General features: G+C 47.1%; 15 protein-coding genes and 2 tRNA genes. 8 read left to right on the top strand and 9 right to left on the bottom strand.

Features of this window, described 5'->3' with window-relative positions; genetic code table 11:
- The first annotated feature begins 51 nt into the window (after positions 1 to 51).
- Positions 52 to 124, top strand: a tRNA-Pro gene (locus VFC92_11910).
- Positions 125 to 223: 99 nt separating this feature from the next.
- On the opposite strand, the gene VFC92_11915 is transcribed toward VFC92_11910, so the two are convergent.
- Positions 224 to 314 (bottom strand) — tRNA-Ser (locus VFC92_11915).
- A gap of 236 nt (positions 315 to 550) precedes the next feature.
- A complete protein-coding gene (locus tag VFC92_11920; GenBank protein ID HZK08892.1) occupies positions 551 to 1,309 on the bottom strand; it encodes an SDR family NAD(P)-dependent oxidoreductase in 759 nt (252 codons plus the stop codon).
- Positions 1,310 to 1,454: 145 nt separating this feature from the next.
- Between VFC92_11920 and VFC92_11925 the strand changes: the two genes are divergently transcribed.
- Positions 1,455 to 1,955, top strand: coding sequence for a GreA/GreB family elongation factor (locus VFC92_11925; protein ID HZK08893.1), 501 nt, complete (start codon positions 1,455 to 1,457; stop codon positions 1,953 to 1,955).
- Positions 1,956 to 2,040: 85 nt separating this feature from the next.
- Here the strand turns inward: VFC92_11925 and VFC92_11930 are convergent, their stop codons facing one another.
- Positions 2,041 to 3,489, bottom strand: coding sequence for a peptidase M17 (locus VFC92_11930; GenBank protein HZK08894.1), 1,449 nt, complete (start codon positions 3,487 to 3,489; stop codon positions 2,041 to 2,043).
- 167 nt (positions 3,490 to 3,656) lie between these two features.
- Between VFC92_11930 and VFC92_11935 the strand changes: the two genes are divergently transcribed.
- The 3 genes from VFC92_11935 (at position 3,657) to VFC92_11945 (ending at position 7,534) form a co-directional block, all read left to right on the top strand.
- Positions 3,657 to 4,214, top strand: a complete 558-nt coding sequence (locus VFC92_11935; GenBank protein HZK08895.1) for a hypothetical protein — start codon at positions 3,657 to 3,659, stop codon at positions 4,212 to 4,214.
- Between the two features lie 92 nt (positions 4,215 to 4,306).
- Positions 4,307 to 5,443, top strand: a complete 1,137-nt coding sequence (locus tag VFC92_11940; GenBank protein HZK08896.1) for a cytochrome c peroxidase — start codon at positions 4,307 to 4,309, stop codon at positions 5,441 to 5,443.
- 180 nt (positions 5,444 to 5,623) lie between these two features.
- Positions 5,624 to 7,534, top strand: a complete 1,911-nt coding sequence (locus VFC92_11945; GenBank protein ID HZK08897.1) for a S9 family peptidase — start codon at positions 5,624 to 5,626, stop codon at positions 7,532 to 7,534.
- An 81-nt stretch (positions 7,535 to 7,615) separates the two neighbouring features.
- Here the strand turns inward: VFC92_11945 and VFC92_11950 are convergent, their stop codons facing one another.
- Entirely contained in the window at positions 7,616 to 9,397 is a 1,782-nt protein-coding gene (locus VFC92_11950; protein ID HZK08898.1) for an acyl-CoA dehydrogenase family protein, read from the bottom strand.
- A 398-nt stretch (positions 9,398 to 9,795) separates the two neighbouring features.
- Between VFC92_11950 and VFC92_11955 the strand changes: the two genes are divergently transcribed.
- The 3 genes from VFC92_11955 (at position 9,796) to VFC92_11965 (ending at position 12,809) form a co-directional block, all read left to right on the top strand.
- Positions 9,796 to 10,476, top strand: a complete 681-nt coding sequence (locus VFC92_11955) for a porin family protein (protein ID HZK08899.1) — start codon at positions 9,796 to 9,798, stop codon at positions 10,474 to 10,476.
- A gap of 246 nt (positions 10,477 to 10,722) precedes the next feature.
- Positions 10,723 to 11,079: a hypothetical protein gene (locus VFC92_11960; protein ID HZK08900.1), complete on the top strand. Its 357-nt coding sequence runs from the start codon at positions 10,723 to 10,725 to the stop codon at positions 11,077 to 11,079.
- A gap of 122 nt (positions 11,080 to 11,201) precedes the next feature.
- Positions 11,202 to 12,809, top strand: a complete 1,608-nt coding sequence (locus VFC92_11965) for a T9SS type A sorting domain-containing protein (protein HZK08901.1) — start codon at positions 11,202 to 11,204, stop codon at positions 12,807 to 12,809.
- 136 nt (positions 12,810 to 12,945) lie between these two features.
- On the opposite strand, the gene VFC92_11970 is transcribed toward VFC92_11965, so the two are convergent.
- The 5 genes from VFC92_11970 to VFC92_11990 all read right to left on the bottom strand — a co-directional run bounded on the left by VFC92_11970 (position 12,946) and on the right by VFC92_11990 (position 21,149).
- Positions 12,946 to 14,862 carry a putative porin gene (locus VFC92_11970; GenBank protein ID HZK08902.1) on the bottom strand — a complete coding sequence of 639 codons (1,917 nt, stop codon included), beginning with the start codon at positions 14,860 to 14,862 and terminating at the stop codon, positions 12,946 to 12,948.
- Between the two features lie 442 nt (positions 14,863 to 15,304).
- Positions 15,305 to 16,165 carry an RNA polymerase sigma factor RpoD/SigA gene (locus tag VFC92_11975; protein HZK08903.1) on the bottom strand — a complete coding sequence of 287 codons (861 nt, stop codon included), beginning with the start codon at positions 16,163 to 16,165 and terminating at the stop codon, positions 15,305 to 15,307.
- Between the two features lie 137 nt (positions 16,166 to 16,302).
- Complete coding sequence (gene pnp, locus VFC92_11980) at positions 16,303 to 18,684, bottom strand: polyribonucleotide nucleotidyltransferase (protein ID HZK08904.1); 2,382 nt, start codon at positions 18,682 to 18,684, stop codon at positions 16,303 to 16,305.
- A gap of 97 nt (positions 18,685 to 18,781) precedes the next feature.
- Positions 18,782 to 19,051 carry a 30S ribosomal protein S15 gene (gene rpsO / locus VFC92_11985; protein ID HZK08905.1) on the bottom strand — a complete coding sequence of 90 codons (270 nt, stop codon included), beginning with the start codon at positions 19,049 to 19,051 and terminating at the stop codon, positions 18,782 to 18,784.
- Between the two features lie 97 nt (positions 19,052 to 19,148).
- A complete protein-coding gene (locus VFC92_11990) occupies positions 19,149 to 21,149 on the bottom strand; it encodes a fructose-1,6-bisphosphatase (protein ID HZK08906.1) in 2,001 nt (666 codons plus the stop codon).
- Between the last annotated feature and the right edge of the window lie 422 nt (positions 21,150 to 21,571).

A 21,571-nucleotide genomic window follows, 5' to 3' on the forward strand; every position in this document is an offset into this window, starting at 1 on the left:
TTTCTTATTTTAAGAAAATAATTACTTTTGCAGACCATTTTAAAGAAAACACGGGGTGTGGCGCAGTTGGTAGCGTGCTTGACTGGGGGTCAAGAGGCCGGGAGTTCGAGTCTCCCCACTCCGACAAAATCAAAAAGGAATCCAATCAGCGGGTTCCTTTTTTTGTTTGAACAGGGTGCTTTTTTTCAATAAAAAAAGCCTGACAGTCACACCATCAGGCTTTTGGCGGAGAAAGAGGGATTCGAACCCCCGGGCCAGCAATGCCGGCCAACAGATTTCGAGTCTGCCCCGTTCGACCGCTCCGGCATTTCTCCGCGGCAAAAGTATAAAAATCTTCTCTCGTCCACATCAAACATCATAAAAAAAACCCGGACTTTTATAACCACCATTTCTTACACCCAATAATTACAGCCTGATGATTCCAAAACGAACGCAAAGCTCTAAACCTGCTTTTATGATAAAGTTGTATGAATAGGCAGAGTCTAAAAATAGAGCGGACGAGGCAGAACCTCGTCCAAACTTGCTTTTGCGCCAAGCACCCAGCGCTTTGCTATTTCTTCTCAATCACATACGAATTGGCTTGTGCCAGAGGAGTAATCGACACATCGTTGATGCAAACGTGTGGCGGCAGCGTGGTGAGATAATAGGCCACATTGGCAATATCTTCTGGTTTGAGCGGCTGGTAGCCCTGGTAAACCTTTTCGGCGCGCTCGCCGTCACCTTTGAAACGAACCTGCGAAAACTCCGTTTCGACAAGTCCCGGTGCAATCTGCGAAACCTTAATATTTTGTCCGAGCGTATCGATTCGCAAACCTTTGGTGAGTGCATCTACAGCATGTTTGGTAGCGCAATACACATTGCCGCGCGGGTAAACTTCGCGTCCAGCCGTCGAACCAATGTTGATCACGTGCCCGCCTCCATGTTTTATCATCATCGGCACCACCTCCCGTGTTACGTAAAGCAGTCCTTTCACATTGGTATCAATCATGCGCTCCCAGTCTTCGATGGAACCTTCGTGCAGCTTGTCGAGACCAACGGCCAGTCCGGCATTATTTACCAGGATATCAATCTTTTTCCAGCCATCGGGCAAATAATGGATGGCGTGCTCCACCTCAGCGCGATGAGTAACATCCATTTGCAAAAGCAACACCCGTGCGCGTGTGTTTTTTTCGAGTTTTTCTTTGAGTGCCGAGAGTCGTTCCACACGCCTGGCACTGATGATTACGTCAATGTTGTTTTTGGCAAAGTTTTCGGCGATAGCCTCGCCAATTCCGGAAGTAGCGCCGGTTATCAATGCAATTTTATTCATAGATAAATTTTTTAATAATGATGAAAAACAAAAATAAGCTTTTTGGTCAAGCCAACCAATTAACAACCTGACAACTTCTTTAGCCAACAAATTTTAACCTACCTTTGATACCTTTTAAAAAATTAGCCACAAAAATCAATCAAAGATGAGCAGGGCATTTGTTAACGAAGACAACCATCAGGAAGCTCCAATAATTCGTCCGCGTGCAGATTTGCCGGAAGGCGTCACCAATTATGTTACACCAAACGGATTTCAGGCCTTGTTGGATGAAAAAGAAGCACTGCTGCTGGAGCAGAAAAACCTGGAGAACCGCAGCGAAAGTGAGCTGCGCTCGATGCATACGGTCATAAACGGAAAGCTGCAAATGCTCGACTTGCGCATAGCTTCAGCACGTATCATTGACCCAGAAACGCAGCCAAAAGACACCATTCATTTTAGCGCTAATGTGCTTATGCAAATACTACCGTCGGACAAGACGCAGCAGTTTCAGATTGTGGGTGTAGATGAAGCCGATCTAAAAAAAGGGAAGATTGCTTTCACATCACCGCTGGCAAAAGCGCTTTCGCTAAAAAAAGCTGGTGATATCGCTGAGCTGCATCTGGCGCATGGCACGCGCAGCTTTAAAATTCTCAGCATCAGCTATTGATTCCGAAAGCAGCAATGTTTACAACGAATCCTTTTCCAGAACTCATCACTCATCTCTTCTTTCAAACTTCTAAAATCAAAAAGCTTTATTCGACTTTCGCAACATCGAAGTTCTGCAGGAAGTGAAACAGTAGCCGGATTCCTGTGCCGGTGCCTCCCAGCCCGCGGTAGCTATCGCGTTTTTCGGCAAAGGCTACTCCGGCGATATCGAGATGAATATAGGGATAGCTGGTAAACTTCTGAAGAAACTTCCCTGCGGTGATCATGCCGGCTTCGGCGGGGCCAGAGTTTTTCAGGTCGGCGATATCACTTTTCATCAGTTCGCCATACTCATCCCAAAACGGAAAAGTCACCACACGCTCATAAACCTGATCGCCGCTGGTGGTAAGTTGTTGAATAGCTCCGTCGGCTTTTGTCTGCATGGCAGCCATAGCATATCGTCCCAGCGCACGAACAGCAGAGCCTGTAAGTGTTGCAGCGTCGATCACCAGCAATGGGTTGTAGCGCCCGGCATAAATCAGAGCGTCGGCCAGCAAAAGACGTCCCTCGGCGTCGGTGTTGGTAATTTCAACCGTGGTACCATCGGCCATGGTGATGATATCGCCGGGAACAATTGCATTGGCGTTTAGCCGGTTGTCGGTAGCGGGCAGCAGTGCCACCAGATGCAGCGGCAACTTTGCGTTAGCAGCCATGCAAACGGCAGCGGCCATTGTTGCGGCGCCGCTCATGTCGCTCTTCATATCATTCATGCTTTTGCCGGTTTTGATGTTGAGACCGCCTGTGTCGTAGGTCACGCCTTTTCCTACCAGCACAATCGGACGCTCGTTGTGTGGATTTTCCGGTTTGTATTCGAGGATGGTAAAGGTAGGTGCATCCACGCTACCGGCATTCACGGCAAGCAGCCCTCCCATCTTGAGCGCTTCTATTTTTTTCCGGGTAAGAATCTCTGCATGTATTCCGGCATCATCGGCCATAGCTTTGAAATGCTGCGCCATTTGCGTAGCATTAAGATGATTTACCGGTTCGTTTACCAAATCTCGGGCTTTGCTTACAGCTTCAGCCATCTTCTGCAGTAACTCAATCTGCTCATCCTTCACGTGTTCATCGGCGATGTACACTGTGGCAAGCGTATGTTTTTTGTCGGCTTCTTTTTTAAAATATTTGATAAACTGATAATTCCCCAGCACGGTGCCCTCAGCCATAGCCAGCAATTGCGCTGCAGAGGCTCCGGCTCCTGTAATCGTCACGTCGGCAATTTGCAATTTATTGGCTTCGCTCTGCAATTCATCGCCGGCTTTGCGGCACGTTTCGAGCAACAGATGATCTGACTTATCAGCCGGCATTATCTTTACAAAAATCCAATGGCTTATTTTATTAAAACTAAAAGAGGTGAGCTGATGCGTATTGTTTTGGGTGATGATGTAGTCGCGTTCGTCGGCAGTAAGAAATCTGGCTTCGAGGGTGGCAACATCAGTTACAAGAATAGCAACGGAAGCATTCTTTGCAGGATGTGAAGTTTTTTTTATGGTAGTCATGATAGTAGATTTTTTATTTGGAATGCAAAGAAAGGAATTTCCGGCGGGATGCTTTTCAACTACACTGGTAGGCTCTTCAAGTCTAAAATAAATTTCTCTCTGAAATATTTATCTGCTAAATTTGCCATCAAATTTAAGCCCCATCTTTAATAAAAAAAGAAATGATAATGAGAAAGATCGCTTTACTTTTCCTTCTTTTAGTCAGCCTCTCCTCCTTTGCGCAGGCTGACCGGAATGAAATTACAACACAAAAAGCAAGATTCCTGCAAACGGCAAGTCCTGACACAACCACTGATATCCGCTATCAAAGAAAAGGGAAAGCGTTTGTAGAAGCTGGCTATGACTTTGGCGCTAACTTCGGCCAATTAAAACTAAACATGGTTTTTGGGTTGCAGGTAAGTCCGCAATTTTATTGGGGAATGGGGGCAGGCGTGCGGCTTGTAATGGATGAACCGAATCTTGTTCCGGTTTTCCTGAATTTCAAATACAACCTCACAGATGGGGTCGCACCCGCATTTGTCGCGATTGACGCCGGCTTCACACTCGCTTTCGACAAACTTGGATATGGCGGTGGGTGGATGTTAGATCCCAGATTTGGCATTCGTATCAAAGCCAACGAAAGCCTGGCTGTAGATTTGAGCGTAGGATTCGAATACCAGCGCGGGAATCTTTACGCCGGACATTACTTTCACGGAGTGGGCATTCATGCAGGGTTGTTTTTCTAAATTTTATCGTTACTTTTACCATTCATTGAAAAAGAGCAGGATTTAAAATTGCCTGGAGTAGTAAGTTTTAACTTAGGTTTTCTTTTATAAAAATGATTTTTAAGATTTATCATAAACAAAACTTCTTTTCTACGGCCTGTCTTTTGGCAGGCATGTTTGTCATGGTTGCGCTTAGCGCAATGCTCGCGTCGTGCAATCCCGCCGATGATCCCGAACCTGAACCTTACACACCCACACCTTATCATATAGAAATTCCGTATGGATTTCCTACGCAGCTCAACGTTCCAGCCGACAACCCGATGACAGTGGAAGGTGTGGCGCTGGGGCGAAAGCTTTTTTACGATGGGCGCCTCAATGGCCGCACCCACCCCGACTCGATGATGAGCTGCGCCACCTGTCACCGGCAGGAGCACAGCTTTGAAATCGGAGCTTCGCGCCCGCATCCTTTCGGTGTTACCGGCAAACCGACATACCACGTGATGCTACCCATGATTAATCTGGTGTGGAACATGGGTAATTTTGGCTGGAACGGAAGCATCCCCTCCATCGAAGCCGACGTGTTTGCGGTGATCAGCGACCCAACGGAGTTTGATTCGTCACCGGAACGCGTGGTTCAAACTTTAAAAAATATCGACAAATATCCTGAAATGTTTAGCAAAGCTTTTGGAACCCCGGAAATCACTGCCGATCGCGTAGCCAAAGCTCTTGCCCAATTTGTGCGAACGTTGATCTCGACCAACTCAAGATTTGATAAATACATGCGTGGCGACGAGCAACTTGCACCCGAGGAGCTACGCGGCTATGTGCTTTTCACAACCGAAGAGGGCGCCGACTGTTTCCACTGCCACGGCGGCTTCGGCAACCCATTGTTTACCAACAACAAGTTTTACAACAATGGTAAAGATTCCGTTTTCACTGATCCTTATGATCGCTTCAGCATTACCGGCGACCCGATGGATCGCGGCGCCTACAAAGCTACCACGCTGCGCAACATCCGGCTCACCGGCCCTTACATGCACGACGGACGGTTTGAAACGCTCGAAGAAGTAATCGATTTTTACTCGCATCATCTTATCAATACTCCCGAAATCGACCCGCTGATGCACCACGTGGCCAATGGCGGCGTCCAGCTTACTCCACCCGAAAAGGCGGATTTGATTGCTTTTATAAAAACGCTGCAGGATGAGGAATTTTTAAAGAATCCGGATTTTGGGCCACCCGCGGAGTAAAAACGCAGGGCGCAAAACACCTCCTCGAATTGCTTTTGATTTTTGAAATTTTGACCTTGACGTTATTTGGGATTTGTCTTTTTTCTTTTGTCTTAATCTTTTTTAAACCTTTCTCCTATCGCCACTGCCATAGGAATTTTATCTTTGCCGCTTCAATCAAAATCATTAATTCTATAATAAATGAAGACAAATAAATTGCTTACGCTGACAGGAACGCTCCTGCTGTTTCTGATGATTAACTTAATGAACATCCAACCTATGATGGCACAAAACCAAATTCCTTTGGAAGACTTCTTCAAGAATCCTGAGAAGTCGGGCTACCAAATTTCTCCCGACGGGAAGTACTATTCCTATCTGGCACCTTACGAAAACCGCATGAACATCTTCGTGCAGAAGATTGGCAAAGACAAAGCCGACCGCCTCACCAGCGAAACCGACCGCGACATTGCCGGCTACTACTGGGCAAACGACAACCGCATACTTTATCTGAAAGATAGCGGCGGCGACGAAAACTTTGCGCTCTATGGCGTGGATAAAAACGGCAAAAACCAAAAATGCCTCACCTGCTTCGAGGGTGTGCTCACACAAATCATCGACGACCTAAAGGACATCCCCGACGAGATGATCATTGGGCTGAACAAACGCAACCCGCAGATTTTTGATCCCTACCGCCTCAACATCAACACCGGCGAAATGCAGATGCTGGCCGAGAACCCCGGCAACATACAAGGCTGGATGACCGACCACGATGGCAAGCTGCGCATTGCAATGGCCATTGTGGATGGCGTAAACACACAGTTGCTTTATCGCGACACCGAAGAAGAAGAGTTTCAACCTACCCTCACCACCAACTTTAAGGAATCGGTATACCCACAATTTTTCGATTTTAATAATAAAAATGTATATGCTGGTTCCAACCTGGGGCGCGACAAATCTGCCGGTGTAATTTTCGATCCCAAAACCGGAAAAGAAGTCGAGACCATTTATGAAAATGATAAATATGATGTTTCGGATGTTTCTTATTCGCGCAAGCGCAAAGTGCTGACTGCCGCCTCGTATATCTCCTGGAAACGGGAACGTCATTTTTTTGATGACCAGATGGCCAACATCTTTGAAAAACTCAACAACAAACTCAAAGGTTATGAGATTTCCATGAGCGGCTCCAACGACGACGAAGACATGTACATCGTGCGCACCTATTCCGACAAATCGCTCGGAGCTTACTATTTGTATGATGTAAAAAAAGATGAGCTTACAAAAATCCACGAAGTAAGTCCCTGGATCGACGAGAAACAGATGGCCAGCACCTACCCCATCGAATATACTGCCCGCGACGGCATGATAATTCCCGGTTACCTGACGCTGCCCAACGGCCTCACACCCGAGAGCGCCAAAAGCATTCCGATGGTGATAAATCCCCACGGCGGCCCTTGGGCGCGCGACAACTGGGGCTGGAACCCGGAGATTCAGTTTCTGGCCAACCGCGGATTTGGCGTGCTGCAGATGAACTTTAGAGGCTCTACCGGTTACGGTCGTGAGTTTATGGAAAAATCCTTCGGCCAATGGGGACTTACCATGCAAAACGACATCACCGATGGCGTTTACTGGCTCATCAACAAAGGTATCGCCGACAAGAACCGCATTGCCATCTATGGCGCCAGCTATGGTGGATATGCCACATTACAGGGCATCGTGGTAACTCCAACACTTTACGCCGCCGCTGTGGATTACGTGGGTGTTTCCAACCTCTTTACCTTTATGCAAACCGTCCCTCCGTATTGGAAACCGCTGCTCGACATGATGTACGAGATGGTTGGAAATCCGGTGACCGACAGCGTGCAGTTTAAAGCTACTTCGCCGGCACTCAACGCCGACAAAATGATGACGCCATTATTTGTGGCACAGGGCGCCAACGACCCGCGCGTCAACATCGACGAAAGTGATCAGATCGTTGAGGCTTTGCGCCAACGCGGCATCGAAGTGGAATATATGGTGAAAGACAACGAAGGCCACGGCTTTCATAACGAAGAAAACCGTTTCGATTTCTACCGCGCCATGGAGAAATTCCTAAAAGCGCATTTGATGGAATAATGATTTAAAGGTAGCTACAAATAAAAAAAGGCACAGAGTTTAAAAACCCCGTGCCTTTTTTATTTTATGCTTATCGCAATATTAAAAATCATACTTGTTGTCGTCGATTACTTTGGCAGCAAGGCGGCGACGGGCTTCCTTGATGTTGATGGGAGCCACAGCCGAGAGCTTTTCGGCAATACGCACCAGCTTCAGTCGCTCTTCGCCCTCAGCAAAAGAGTTGATGGCATCCACAGCATTTTTGCGGATGATGTCAGCAGCCTCATAAATAAATACATCTACAATGTCGCGATAGATGCTGATAGCTTCAGCACCACGGAGACTTTCGAGCTTTTCGAGCCGCAACAACGCCGATTCCGCAGCATACACCTGCATGATGATATCGGAAACGTTGAACAAAATCTCCTGCTCTGTAATGAGGGTTCGCTTGAAGGTGTCAGAAATTACGCCCAACAGCAACAGTGCTGCTTTTTTAAAATTACGCACATAAAAACGATTCTCTTCGTAATAGCCCTGCGGAGCCTTTTCGCCACCCGACCCCTCAAACTCTTCAAGCACCAGGCGTGATTGTTTTGGTATATCAAAACCCTCTTTCAGAGCCTTCTTGATGGTGGTATCCACCACCAACATACGGTTGATTTCATTGGTACCTTCAAAGATGCGGTTGATACGCGAATCGCGATAGGCGCGGTCGACAGACGTCTCGCTGGAAAAGCCCATACCACCAAAAATCTGTACTGCTTCATCCACAATAAAATCCAATGCTTCTGAGCCAAAAACTTTCAAAAAAGCAGCTTCGATGGCGTATTGTGCAATGCCGTCGACGGTAGCTTCTCCTTTGGAGCGCCCCTCTTCGAGAAGCTGATCGATGGTGTCGTCGATGTTGGCGGCCACGCGATATACGGATGCCTCGGTAACCCAGGTCTTGATCACCTGATCGGCCAGCTTGTGCTGGATGGCACCAAAAGTAGCGATGGTGGTGTTGAATTGCCTGCGCTCATTGGCGTAGTTTACCGATTGGGTGATGGCACGTTTGGCAGCGCCTAACACAGTACCGCCCAGCTTGATGCGTCCCATGTGCAAAATATTGAGCGCGATGCGGAACCCCTGGCCGCGCTTGCCCAGCAGATTTTCGACGGGCACTTTGCAGTCGTTAAAAAATATCTGTACGGTAGAGGAGCCTTTGATGCCCATCTTTTTTTCTTCAGGATTGAATTTGATGCCCGAAAAGTTGCGCTCCACGATAAAAGCACTCAGCACACGATCGTTGTCGATTTTGGCAAACACAGTCATCACATCGGCAAAACCGCCGTTGGTGATCCACATTTTCTGACCGTTCAGTAGATAATGTTTCCCGTCTTCCGAAAGCACAGCCTGCGTTTTGCCACTGTTGGCGTCGGAGCCGGCGCCGGGTTCGGTGAGGCAATAGGCCGAAGTAAGCTCGCCGGTAGCCAGACGGGGGATGTATTTTTGCTTTTGTTCCTCGTTGCCATAATACACGATAGGCAACGTGCCGATGCCAGTGTGCGCACTGTACGCCACCGAGAAAGAGTAGCCGGCGCCCATGTACTCGCTGGCAAGCATGGAAGTAACAAAATTCTGATCGAATCCTTCGTATTCCTCCGGCACAGAGATGCCCAGCAACCCCAACTCGCCTGACTTCTGCAGCAGCCAACGCATCAGCCCTTCTTCCTGTGCATCAATGCGATCGAGATTAGGATACACCTCCTGCTCCAAAAAATCGGAACAGGTTTGACCAATCATCAACTGCTCCTCGGTAAATTCTTCAGGGATGAAAATATCCGCTGCTTTAGTTTCTTTTATCAGAAACTCGCCACCTTTTAAGATGTTTTCTTTAGCCATTATCTATCATTTTTTATTTGAGAATCATTATCAAAACCTCCTGACGACAAGCTGTTTTCCTATTTATTTCACAAAAAAACACCTGTCGCAAAGAGCGCACAAAGATAACATTGTGGTTTTATTTAACAACACTTCGGCGTGAACGCAACGATGAGTGATGGTGAAGATGATTTTCAGCGAAAGCTGCACCAATGGCTGCCTGAGAGCATCCTAAGTGTCGAACCCTGATTGTGCCGGAAGGTTTTGTAAATCGTTATATGAAAAAGGAAACCGATAGTAATGGTAACATGTGGAATAACCAAAATTCCTGCGTAAGGTGCTGAAATGTCGAAAAAACAGGTCGGTTGTAATTTCCCCCGTATGGCTTCGTTATAAAAAGCCAAAGTTAAAATTATTGCATGAAGAGATTTTTTCTGACCGTCAGCATTATTATTTCTGTAGGATTTTTGACGAATCTGCACGCGCAACGAATCATGGGCGCCCTCATTGGCGGCTTCAACACCACCAATGTGCAGGGCGACGACGTGTTTGGTTTTTATAAATTTGGGCTGAACGCAGGCGCAGCAGCCATCGTTCCTTTTGCCGAAAAATGGTCGTTTACCCTCGAAGCCGTTTACAGCCAAAAAGGCGCCTTTCATCGCGAAGGGGGACGTGGCATGGATTACCGCTACGAACACGACTACAACCATTACAAGCTCCAGCTCAACTATCTGGAGGTGCCTGTGCTGGTACATTTTCACGACAAAAAATGGCTCAAGGCCGGCGCGGGGTTTTCGTACGGAAGGCTCGTAGGCGTGAAAGAATACGAAGACCACGTGCGCATTGCCACCACCACGCTCAACGATGGCCCTTACGATACCGACGAATATTCAGGACTGATCGACATAGAGTTTCCCATCTATGGACAATTGAAAATCGATGCACGCTACTCATTTTCGCTTTTCAAAATAAGAACCCGTACCTACGAAAATGTGCGCAACGACGAAGAAAAAATCCGCAAACAATACAACCAGGTGCTTTCTTTCCGGCTGATATGGGTTTTTAATGAACGCGCATCTCGCGAAAGCCGCCTGAAATAAAGATTATTAAAAGCTCTTTGAAAAACATAAGAAAAACCACAGAGACAACACGACACAGAGAAAAATCAGAAGAAAACATACTTTCCTCTTGATTCAATAAGTCATTTTGTTTTCCTCCGTGACTCTGTGGTGAAAAAGCTTTTGTTCTCCTCTTCGCCTCCGTCCTAAACAATGACTTTTTCCTCACTTTTTAAACAGAACCATGCTGAGGGTGTTTAAAGGTTATTAATCACTAAATAAAGATCAATGTCAATTAAAGGCAAGGTCGCACGCTTTATTCTGGAACACGCTCCCGAAGGCATCCGGAAATTTACTTTAAACCACGTAATAGGAAAATACGGAAAGATGATAGAAATAAAATTCGACCCCACAGAGAAATACCTGCAGGCAAGTCTATTGCTAGCCGGCGAGGAGCAACCCATCGAGATCAAAGTTACCGACTACCACCTGGAAAAAGCAGGCGAAAAAACCATCCTCACAATATTGCAGGCTTCGGTAGACAGGGAGTGGATCGACCTGCTGATACAAAATACCCTTATCGGAAAAAAGATTAAAATTCCTGCCAAGAGATCGGAAATGATTTTTGAGATTCTGAAATCATAGCTTTTCCTTCTTACCTGCCGATCACCGAATTTGATTTTCCAAATCAGAAAACCAAACCTTCCAGCATTGCCTGATTCCTGTTTTTTAGGATAACTTTGTTGCCATTATTATTTTTAATAAAAATGAAAAAACAGCGAATCCTTCTGGCAGTAATATTTCTACTTCAATTCTTTTCTTTAAAATCACATGCTGATTCCATCGAAGTTGGCGGCATGGTTTCAGGCGTGTGGGATGTGGATACCGTTTTTGTGACTGACAACCTGCGCATCCGCGAAATCACTACACTGGAAATAACCCCGGGGACGCTCGTGCTTTTTAATGGTTCCTTCGGCATACATGTCGAAGGTCGGCTACTGGCACAAGGCACATCCGACGACCCTATCATTTTTACGATCGCCGACACCACCGGCTTCAGCAACGACACGCTGTCACTTGGCGGATGGCAACAAATACGCATGCAAAACATTGCCCCCTCCGAAGATTCATCAATTTTCACCTTCTGCCACTTCCACCACGGAAAAGCTGTAGCCCGCGATTCCCTCTTCAGCTATGGCGGCGCTTTCTGCATCCGCAACACCGACAAAGTGCGCATCGAAAATTGCAACTTTTACAACAACTACGCTTTTTACAACGGCGGCGCCATTTACCTGGAACAATCCAATGTTGTGATCAGAAACAACTTTTTTGAAGGCAACCGCTGTGGGCAAACTTTCGACTTCTACGGCTTTGGCGGCGCCCTGTGCAGTGATGCCGGAGTTCCCATTGTCAGCCACAACCATTTCATCAGCAACAGCTCTGCCAGCATCGGCGGCGCAGTGTGCATTCGCTTTCGCGATTGCCCGCTGCACCACAATATCTTCGACGAAAACTTTAGCGCACTTGGCGGTGCATTTGGCATCGTAAATATCACCGCCTGCCGCTATGCCATCCATAACAATCTGGTGATTAATAATGGTGCTGAATTTTTTGGCGCCGGCATCTCCAACAACAACTGCAGCCCACTCTATGTAAACAACACCATCGCTAACAATCATTGCGTGGGCGGCGGAGGTGGCTTTTATTGCAAAGATTCTGTAGCGCCGGTTCTTTACAACAACATCCTGTGGGGCAACACACAATATGGTGGCCAGAGCAATCAGGTGTATCTGTGGGATTTGCTGTCGCAGCCGTCGTTTTTTTATAATGATGTGGAAGGCGGAAAAGAAAATTTTGCCGGCACCGGAGGCTCGGCCTACAGCGCCGCATACAAAAACAACCTCGACACGTTGCCGCTCTTCGAAGGAGAAACTTATCATTTGCTACCGTGGTCTGGTTGCGTGGAAGCCGGCGCCTCCGACACCGCCGGACTCCTGATACCGTCGTATGATCTGGCGAATCAGCCGCGCCTGGTGGGAACTCGTATCGACATAGGCGCCTACGAAAACCAAAATCCTGTGACGGTTGCCGAACCCAAATCGCTCCCGCAGATCATCCTCTCCGATCCCGCCCCCAACCCGGCAACAGACAGAGTGGAATTTCAGTTTTACCTTCCCTTTCCGCAAAATAATATCACTCTGAAAATTGTCGATCTGCAAGGGAAACTCATTGCTACCCTTTTTGCTGGTAAAGCTACTGCCGGCCTTCACAACATAACCTGGCATCCCAACCTGAAAAACGCCAAAGCGGGCATCTATTTTTGTGTATTAAAAACTGACGCCTTCCAAACAGCAAAGAAATTGGTGGTAGAGTAAAAATGTGGGCAACGCCCTGACTGCGACTTTCGAGCGTCAGCTAACTGGTTGACCTCAAAACGTCAAAAATAATGCGTGTTTTTTCGCGTGAATTAGCTTAATTCGTGTGAATTCGTGAACTGTTTTTTAAGCCTAATCAATCATGAAACCGCCACGACAACCCGAATTTAAACGACAAATCCTGCAGCGGATAATGCGGTATCTGATAATAGGAATTCTCGCCCACGACGGAGAGTAAGTTTTGAAACTTCATAAAAAAACGTGTCCGCTTCACCTGAAAATCGATAAAGAAATCGGCATGCACGTAACCGCCCACTTCCTTTTCATTTTGCAGATAAAAACTTCGCAGGGCAGGCATCCAGGCGTCGGCATAGTATTTAGTAAAATAATAGACGTCGAACCCTGAACGCGTAACAAGCGCACCTTTAAACATCGGCAGGTTAAAGGTAAGTGTAAAAGCCGCCATCAGCTCGGGCAGCCGCAGCACTTCCGGCCGCGACACCTTCTGATAAACCACACGGCCTCCCAGATCAAACTTCCCAAGCACCAGACTCTGCTGCAGATAAGCCTTAAACACCTCCACCGAGCCACTGATCTGAGCAGGCAGCGTATCGGCCGCAAGATAAACATAATCGTTCCTGTTGATCACATCCACGCCCAGGCGGGTATTGCGCTGCACCACCCAGGCCTGTAGCTTGTTGGTGCTGCTCTTACCGTATTTGTTGTCCCACCTGAAATGGTTCGAGAAATAGTGATTGAAAAAATAAGGTACCTCGTTATTCGACAGCTCCAATGCGAAATTAAAAAGTGTCCTGTAGGGCTTTCGGCGCAGAATATCGATGGTAGCCTGCCCATATACACGATAATCGCCCTGGTAGCCGGTGCCGGTAAGCACATACGAAGCTTCGCCGCGCAAACTCACAAATGGAAAAGGACGGATATAAATTTCGCCGTAAGGCATCAGATTCTGGTATTCACTTGTAAGCACGCTGTCGCGAACGGTGGCCAGCTGGTGCCGTATGCCAAACATCAGCAAAAAAGGCTGCGGTTTAAGGCGGTCCAGGTAATCGGCCGTGGACCATGAAAAAGTATTCTCTACCTTCCTGAACCACACCGAGTCGTAAGTATTTATAGAGTCGTAGTAAGTGTTCGGATAATAGATCAGGTCGGGTTTTTTGTCAGTATAAAGATGCGAGCTTGAAGTGTAATTGAACGAATGCGAGAGCCGGCCAAACTTTATCTGTATCCTGGGCTTCTGCCGCTCCAAGCTGTCGGTGGGCATAGTGCTTCGCTTCTTTCCCGAAAGCTGAAAATATTGCTGCAGGTACACGCCCGAGCGACGCACTTTGTTTTCGGCATCGTTAAGCTTTATGTCGATGATCGAGCGGTTGGTTTCCAGATTTTGTTCATAAATACTGTCGAAGCGGATGCCGCCATTTTCGCGCACGGTGGCGCGAGCAAGATTATAGTTGATCACCAGGCCATACCGCAGGTCGCTCGTAAAATATTGCCCGTTCACCACCAGCTTTATGTCGTCGGTCTTCTGCCGTTGGTAAGATCCCAGCGAATTGATCAATCCAAAATCTACACCCAGCGCCACCCGCTTAAACACACGCTGCTGATGACGCACCCTGAAAAGCTGCTCCTTTTTTGCGCCCGTCACATAGCCAATTTCGCTGTATGGCTTAGCGTTCAGATAATATTTCACCTCCGGCTGATCCACCAGATACGCATCAAAACTGTAGATGCCGTAATCAAAACCCGTATGCTGTCGTGGGGCATAATCCAGCGGACGGTAGGCCATCCCCACATTTCCCTGAGTAGCAAAAAAATCGTAACGCTGCTGCAGCGGATCGTACTCTTCAAAATCGACCAGCGAAGAGTCGTTATACTTCGTCATCAGCGGGCTGTACACATCGAGGTGGTTGTGGAAATACAGTACCGCCGACGAATCAGTGGGATAAAACACCGAATCGTAAACCTGCCCATGTGCCGCAGCACCAAACAGCAGCCAGCTCAGCAGCAGCCATACATATCGCAACTTTTCCTTCAATATCTTTTTTCGTTTAGGCCGCCAAAAGTAAGCAAATTCGTTTTTGCCTTTTGCTGCACCACCTTTATTACTACCGAAGCCTATTTGATATTGTGCCCGAAGCCAAAATGTTTTTACTACAACAAGCATATTATTAATGAATGCTCAGGCTCGCTGTTGCAAAATGGATGTCAGCGGAGGGATATGATGTTTTTTCAAATAATGATGAGTTTCGGGGATTGGAGGATACAAAAAATCTAACCTACTACTTCAATCCGCTTGTAGGAAGGTTACGATTGATAAAATCATTCAAACTTATCAAGAGAGCGATTGAAAAATACCAATTTTAAATTCAGGTATAATTGACTAAACGGAGGTATTTTTTAAAACGATCAAATGTATAAAACCAGCCTAAAAATTCATGCTCCAATCCTACTAACCTTTACTTTCCACTTCCTCCCTTCTACAAATACGATTTTAGCAAAAAGCATTTAGAATTCTGCTTCAGCGTGCGGATGGCACGTTCTTTTAACTGTCGAACGCTCTCGCGACTGATGTTTAAACGCTCTCCAATTTCATCGAGGGTAAGCGGGTAGCTGCAACTCAGACCAAAAAACAGTCGCAATATTTCGGCTTCGCGATGGGTAAGGGTGGAGATAAATCTGTTGATTTCTATGTGCAACGATTCGCGGAGCAGGACAGCTTCGGGAGTTTGCTCGTTGTTCTGTTGCAGAGTGTCGAGCAACGTGTTATCATCGTCTTCGCCCAGCGGTGCATCAATAGAAGCATGGCGTCCGACGTTGCGCAGCAGATCCAACACCTCCTTTTCGGTGAGATCGATGACGCTGGCAATTTCCCCGGGTTCCGGGCGCCGACCCAACTCCTGCTCGAGAATAGAAATAAGGCGCTGAACTCTGTTTATCAAGCCAATGCGGTTGAGCGGCAAGCGCACAATTCGTGCCTGCTCGGCCAACGCCTGCATAATGCTTTGCCTGATCCACCAAACGGCGTAGGAGATAAATTTAAAGCCGCGCGTTTCATCGAAACGTTGCGCGGCTTTCATAAGTCCCAGGTTGCCCTCGTTGATAAGGTCGGGCAAGCTTAATCCCTGGTTTTGGTATTGTTTACTAACGGAAATGACGAAGCGCAGATTGGCGAGGGTTAGCTGGCGCAAGGCTTCATGATCGCCCTGACGGATACGTTGTGCCAGTGCTACTTCCTCTTCAGGAGTAATCAAAGGCTGCTGCCCTATCTCGTGCAGGTATTTGTCGAGAGAAACCGTCTCGCGGTTGGTCAATGACCTGGTGATTTTCAGTTGCCTCATAATCGCGCCTAATAATCTAAGGATGATCGATTAAAATTCGGCTGCCTTTGCCGCGAGACAAAAGTAGCCGAATATCAGAGAAACAAAACAAAAATCTTTACCGCGTGCTAATCAGCATGCCGATGGCGCTTTTGCGCTTAGTATCTGTCGGGACGACGGTGCGGGGTGTCACCGCCACCGCCACGGCGGTCGCCGCCGCCACCACGCCGATCAAAACCGCCGCGATCACCACGATCACCACCACGGTCACCGCGGTCGCCGCCACGATCACCTCTATCGCCACGGTCTCCTCTATCGCCACGGTCTCCGCGATCACCACGACTATTTCTGTCGCCACCACGGCTGTCTCTGTCACCACCACGGCTTCCGCTGCGGGGTGGAGCTTCCTGATAACCTTCAGGTTTTTCAAGCAAGGCTCTGCGCGACAGTTTCATCTTATTGGTTTTCTTATCTACATCCAGGAGCTTAACGGTTACTTCATCACCGGCTTTAAGAACGTCTTCCACCTCTCTGGTGTTTTTCCATTCGAGTTCCGAGATGTGCAACAGGCCTTCTTTGCCGGGCATTATCTCAACGAAAGCTCCAAAGGCAGTAATGCTTTTTACTTTTCCTGTATAAACTGCACCAACTTCGGGCACAGCGATAATGCTACGGATGCGTGCTTTGGCAGCTTCGATAGATTTTTTATCCACAGCCATAATGTCAATCACACCTTCGTCGCCAATTTCTTCGAGGACAAGGGTAGAGTTGGTCTCGGCCTGAATATCCTGAATTATTTTCCCACCGGGTCCAATGATGGCGCCGATGAATTCTTTGGGTACGCGCATCTGTTCGATGCGAGGCACATATTCTTTGTAGTCGCTGCGAGGTTCGGCAATGGTCTTCTGCATCTCATCGAGGATATGCAAACGACCACGTTTGGCCTGCTCCAGAGCTTCGGCCAGCAGTTCGTGCGAAAGTCCGTCAACTTTAATATCCATCTGGCAGGCGGTGATTCCATCGCGTGTGCCGGTAACTTTAAAATCCATATCGCCCAGGTGATCTTCGTCGCCCAGGATGTCGCTGAGGATGGCATAATTGCTACCATCTTTCTCGGTGATCAATCCCATTGCAATGCCTGAAACTGGTTTTTTAATTTTTATACCAGCATCCATCAAAGCAAGCGTTCCGCCACATACCGAAGCCATGGACGAAGAACCATTCGATTCCAGAATATCGCTAACAATACGCACGGTGTAAGGATTATCTACGCCAGTGGGCATTACAAATTTGAGCGCGCGCAAGGCCAGATTACCATGACCTACCTCGCGGCGGCTGGTGCCACGATTGGGGCGTACCTCGCCAGTAGAGAAAGCAGGGAAATTATAATGAAGAATAAAATTGTTTTTGCCTTCATAAATAGCACCGTCGATCACCTGCTCGTTGAGTTTGGAACCCAGCGTAACAGTAACAAGCGATTGGGTTTCACCGCGTGTAAAGATTGCTGATCCGTGAGCCGCTGGCAGATAATCTACCTCCGACCAGATGGGGCGAATCTCGTCGAGCTGGCGGTTGTCAATGCGTCTGCGCTCCTTTAACATAAAGTCACGGACAGCTTTTTTCTCGACATCGTGATAATAGCGCCTGACCATGCCGGCTTTTTCTTCGGCTTCTTCTTCGGGAAGACTTTCGATAAAATCGTTTTTTATAGCTTCAAACAAATCTTGACGTTCATGTTTGGCTGTGCCGCGGCTGGCTACGTCGTAAACTTTACTATAAAGCTCATCGTGCATGCGCTGACGCAGTTCTTCATCGTTCACCTCATGGTTATATTCGCGCTTGGGCTGTGATTTTTCTACTTTGGCAGCCAGGTTGTTTTGCATTTGGCATTGCAGCTTTATCACATCGTGCGCCACTTTCATGGCTTCAATTAAATCCATTTCCGAAACCTCATTCATCTCACCTTCCACCATCATAATGTTGTCTTCGGTGGCGGCAACCATAATGTCGAGGTCGGCATTTTCGAGTGCGTCGATAGCAGGATTAACCACATATTGACCACCGATACGGGCTACGCGTACTTCGGAGATAGGGCCGTGAAACGGAATATCGGAGACGGCCAGTGCAGCCGAAGCGGCCAATGCGGCCAATGCATCGGGAGCTGAATTACTATCACCCGAAAAAAGTGTAATCTGCACCTGTGTCTCAGCATGATAATCATCCGGGAACAGAGGACGCAACGCCCGGTCAACCAGGCGGGCAATCAGAATTTCGTATTCCGAAGGACGTGCTTCGCGCTTAAAAAAGCCACCAGGAAAGCGACCTGTGGCAGCATATTTTTCCTGATAATCTACCGTCAATGGCAGAAAATCAACATTCTCTTTTGCTTCTTTGTTGGAGACCACAGTGGCCAACAACATGGTGTTACCTTGCTTTACTACTACTGCTCCATTGGCCTGACGCGCCAGCTTGCCAGTTTCGATGGTGATAATGCTACCATCGGGCATTTCAAATTGTTCTATGATCGGATTTACGTTCATCTGTTTACTTCTTAGTTTTTAACTTTTTAAAAATACAAAAAAAGGCAATTCTTAAAGTATTGCCTTTTTTTGTTCGAATTATCGTTTTTTATTATCGCTACTTCCTCAGTCCGAGTTCTTTAATAATAGCTCTGTAGCGGTCAATTTCGTTGTGCTTGAGATAATCAAGCAGGCGGCGTCTTTTCCCTACCAAAAGCACCAAGGAGCGGCGGGTAAAGAAGTCTTTTTTATTTTCTTTAAGATGCCCCGTCAGGTGAATGATCCTGTGGGTGAACAGTGCAATCTGTCCTTCCGATGAGCCCGTATCAGTTTCTGATTTGCCGTGCTTTTTAAAAATATCCTGTTTAATTTCTGAGGTTAAATACATGCTATTGTAATTTTTACTTTTCTAAAATGGTGTGCAAAGATATTTCTATTTTTTTATTGGACAAATATTTTTTTGTTAATCCTTAAAAAATAACCTGTTAACGCCGTTCAATTATTAATCCTTTGCGATAAGCAGCCAACAGCATTTCCAGGTCATCGACTTGCTGACGCAGGTTCGTACCATTATCGGTATCCTCGACAGTCATGCGATCAGAGTTCTTTTCGAGATGAGAAATATTGAACAAAATATCCCGCTCCTCTTCGATAGCTTTTGTCGCCGAGTCAAATTCTTCGTGGGCCACCAGCAGCATACCATAAGAATTGTTAATTAATGTATAACCAGCAATGCCGGTTTCGCTCTGATAAGCTCTCGACATACCTCCATCGATCAACAGCAATTTTCCATTGGCTTTGATCGGGCTCTCTCCTTTTTTCACCTTTACAGGAACGTGCCCGTTGATGAGGTGGGCTTTGGTCTCATCCAAACCAAACTCACGCAGAATTTTATCGAGGGTAGCCTCCTGCTCCGTCAACTCGAAGTAGCTATCTTTTTCCTCCTTGTGCGTTCCCTTATCATCGATAAAATAGCGCTCAAAGGTGGCCATTTTTTCTTTACCAAACAGCGGCGACTGCGGCCCACACCAGAGATACCACATGTGATCGCGCGCCTGGAAGTCGGGGGTCTTGTCTTTACGCGTAAAATATGCCTTGCGGGCAAGGACGTCGAAACGTTCTACCAGCTTGCGTCCGCTCACCAGCTCCTTCGCAACAGTAAATGCCGTAAAGCTGCCGTCGGCATTCATGGGCAGACAGCCATGCAACAGCAAGTTATTGTTGTAGCGCAGGTACATGCTGCCTTTGGCATACATAAATTTTACGTGCTTTTTCAGCCGCTCGCTTTGCATAAATGAGGTGCGCATTTTTTCGATCAGGTCGTGTTCCTCAGGGATAAGCGTGTAAGGATCTTCAGGGTTGATGGTAGGAAAATGAGTATCGTTAAGCGGATACTCCTTACCATCGATGGTGATGGTGCCTTTTTCGTAATTGATCAGATGCAACAGGTTGCGGTCGTCCATTTCAAACTGTGGGTTGCGCTGGATGATTTCGGCCTCGAGCTTAAATTGGATGATGGCCATGGCTTTTTGCATGCGTGCGATCATCTTCAGATATTTGCTGTCGGTAGCCGAACTGCCCATTACTTTGGGCTGAAAGCGCTTACATGGATCATCTTCGTAAAATTCGTTGGCGAAGGTTGCCAGGGGCAGAAGGCTGATTCCATAACCGTCTTCGATGGTATCAAGATTCATGTAGCGCGCCGAAATACGCACCAGGTTGGCGATGAGCGCTCGAATGCCTGCTGCGCTACCCATCCAGATAACGTCATGGTTGCCCCACTGTATGTCCACTGAGTGGTAGTCGAGCAATTTGTCCATCACCTTTTCGGGATGAGGTCCACGGTCGTAAACGTCGCCAACAATGTGCAGGCGGTCGATGGCCAACGTTTGGATAAGACGGCAGATGGCAATGATAAATTCGCGTGCACGCTCTATGCGGATAATGGTGTGGATGATACCGTCGAAATAACTGGCTTTGTTGTGCGAATCAGGGCTTTCGTGCAGAAGCTCTTCGATGATGTAGGCAAAGTCGGGTGGCAACGCCTTACGCACCTTCGAGCGCGTATATTTGGAAGCAGTAGCGCGTGTAACACCAATAAGCCGTTGCAGGGTCACAGCATACCATTCGTCGATGTCTTTCTCACGCTTCTCGATCAGCGTCAGTTTCTCTTCCGGATAATAAATTAAAGTAGCCAGCTCATCTTTAATAAAGCCACGCAGCGTATTTTTAAAGACATCTTCTATTTTCTGGCGAATCACCCCCGAACCGTTGCGCAGCAAATGGCTAAAAAGCTCATATTCGCCGTGAATGTCCGACAGGAAATGCTCTGTGCCTTTGGGCAATTTCAGGATGGCTTCCAGGTTGATGATCTCGGTGCTGGCTGACTGCACAGTGGGAAATTGCGTAGCAAGCAGATTGAGATACTTGATCTCTTCGTTGATCTGTTCGTTTGAAAATTTCTGGTCGATAGCTCCGGCAGTCATGATATTTTTATTTGTTTAAGATAAATACCAATTGGCTACAAAGGTAGAATTAACCTGCAATGTTACGAATTTTTCTGATCATAAGTTTTATTAAGCGGACATAAGGCTGTCCACAGTCGACAATCAAGACCTATAATATCGATGATCAACTTTAGTAAAATATTAAAAACAACAGATTTGTCGCTCCGTTGCTAATGACATGTTTTTAAAATTATAGGGTACCTTTAACATGAATGCTGCTCAGGAAATTCAAAATCCATTCATCACTACAAACTACACGCTTACATTCTTTTGCCTTCCATAGCTGTGTTTCAGAATGTAAAAATTGTTTCACCAAAAATACGATCTTTGCCAACTGTGGTAATTACAGACAGAAACTGCATTCAGCGAAAGCTGCACATACCATTGCATTTGAATTCATT

It is taken from the genome of Bacteroidales bacterium (assembly GCA_035647615.1).
Lineage (GTDB): Bacteria > Bacteroidota > Bacteroidia > Bacteroidales > 4484-276 > SABY01.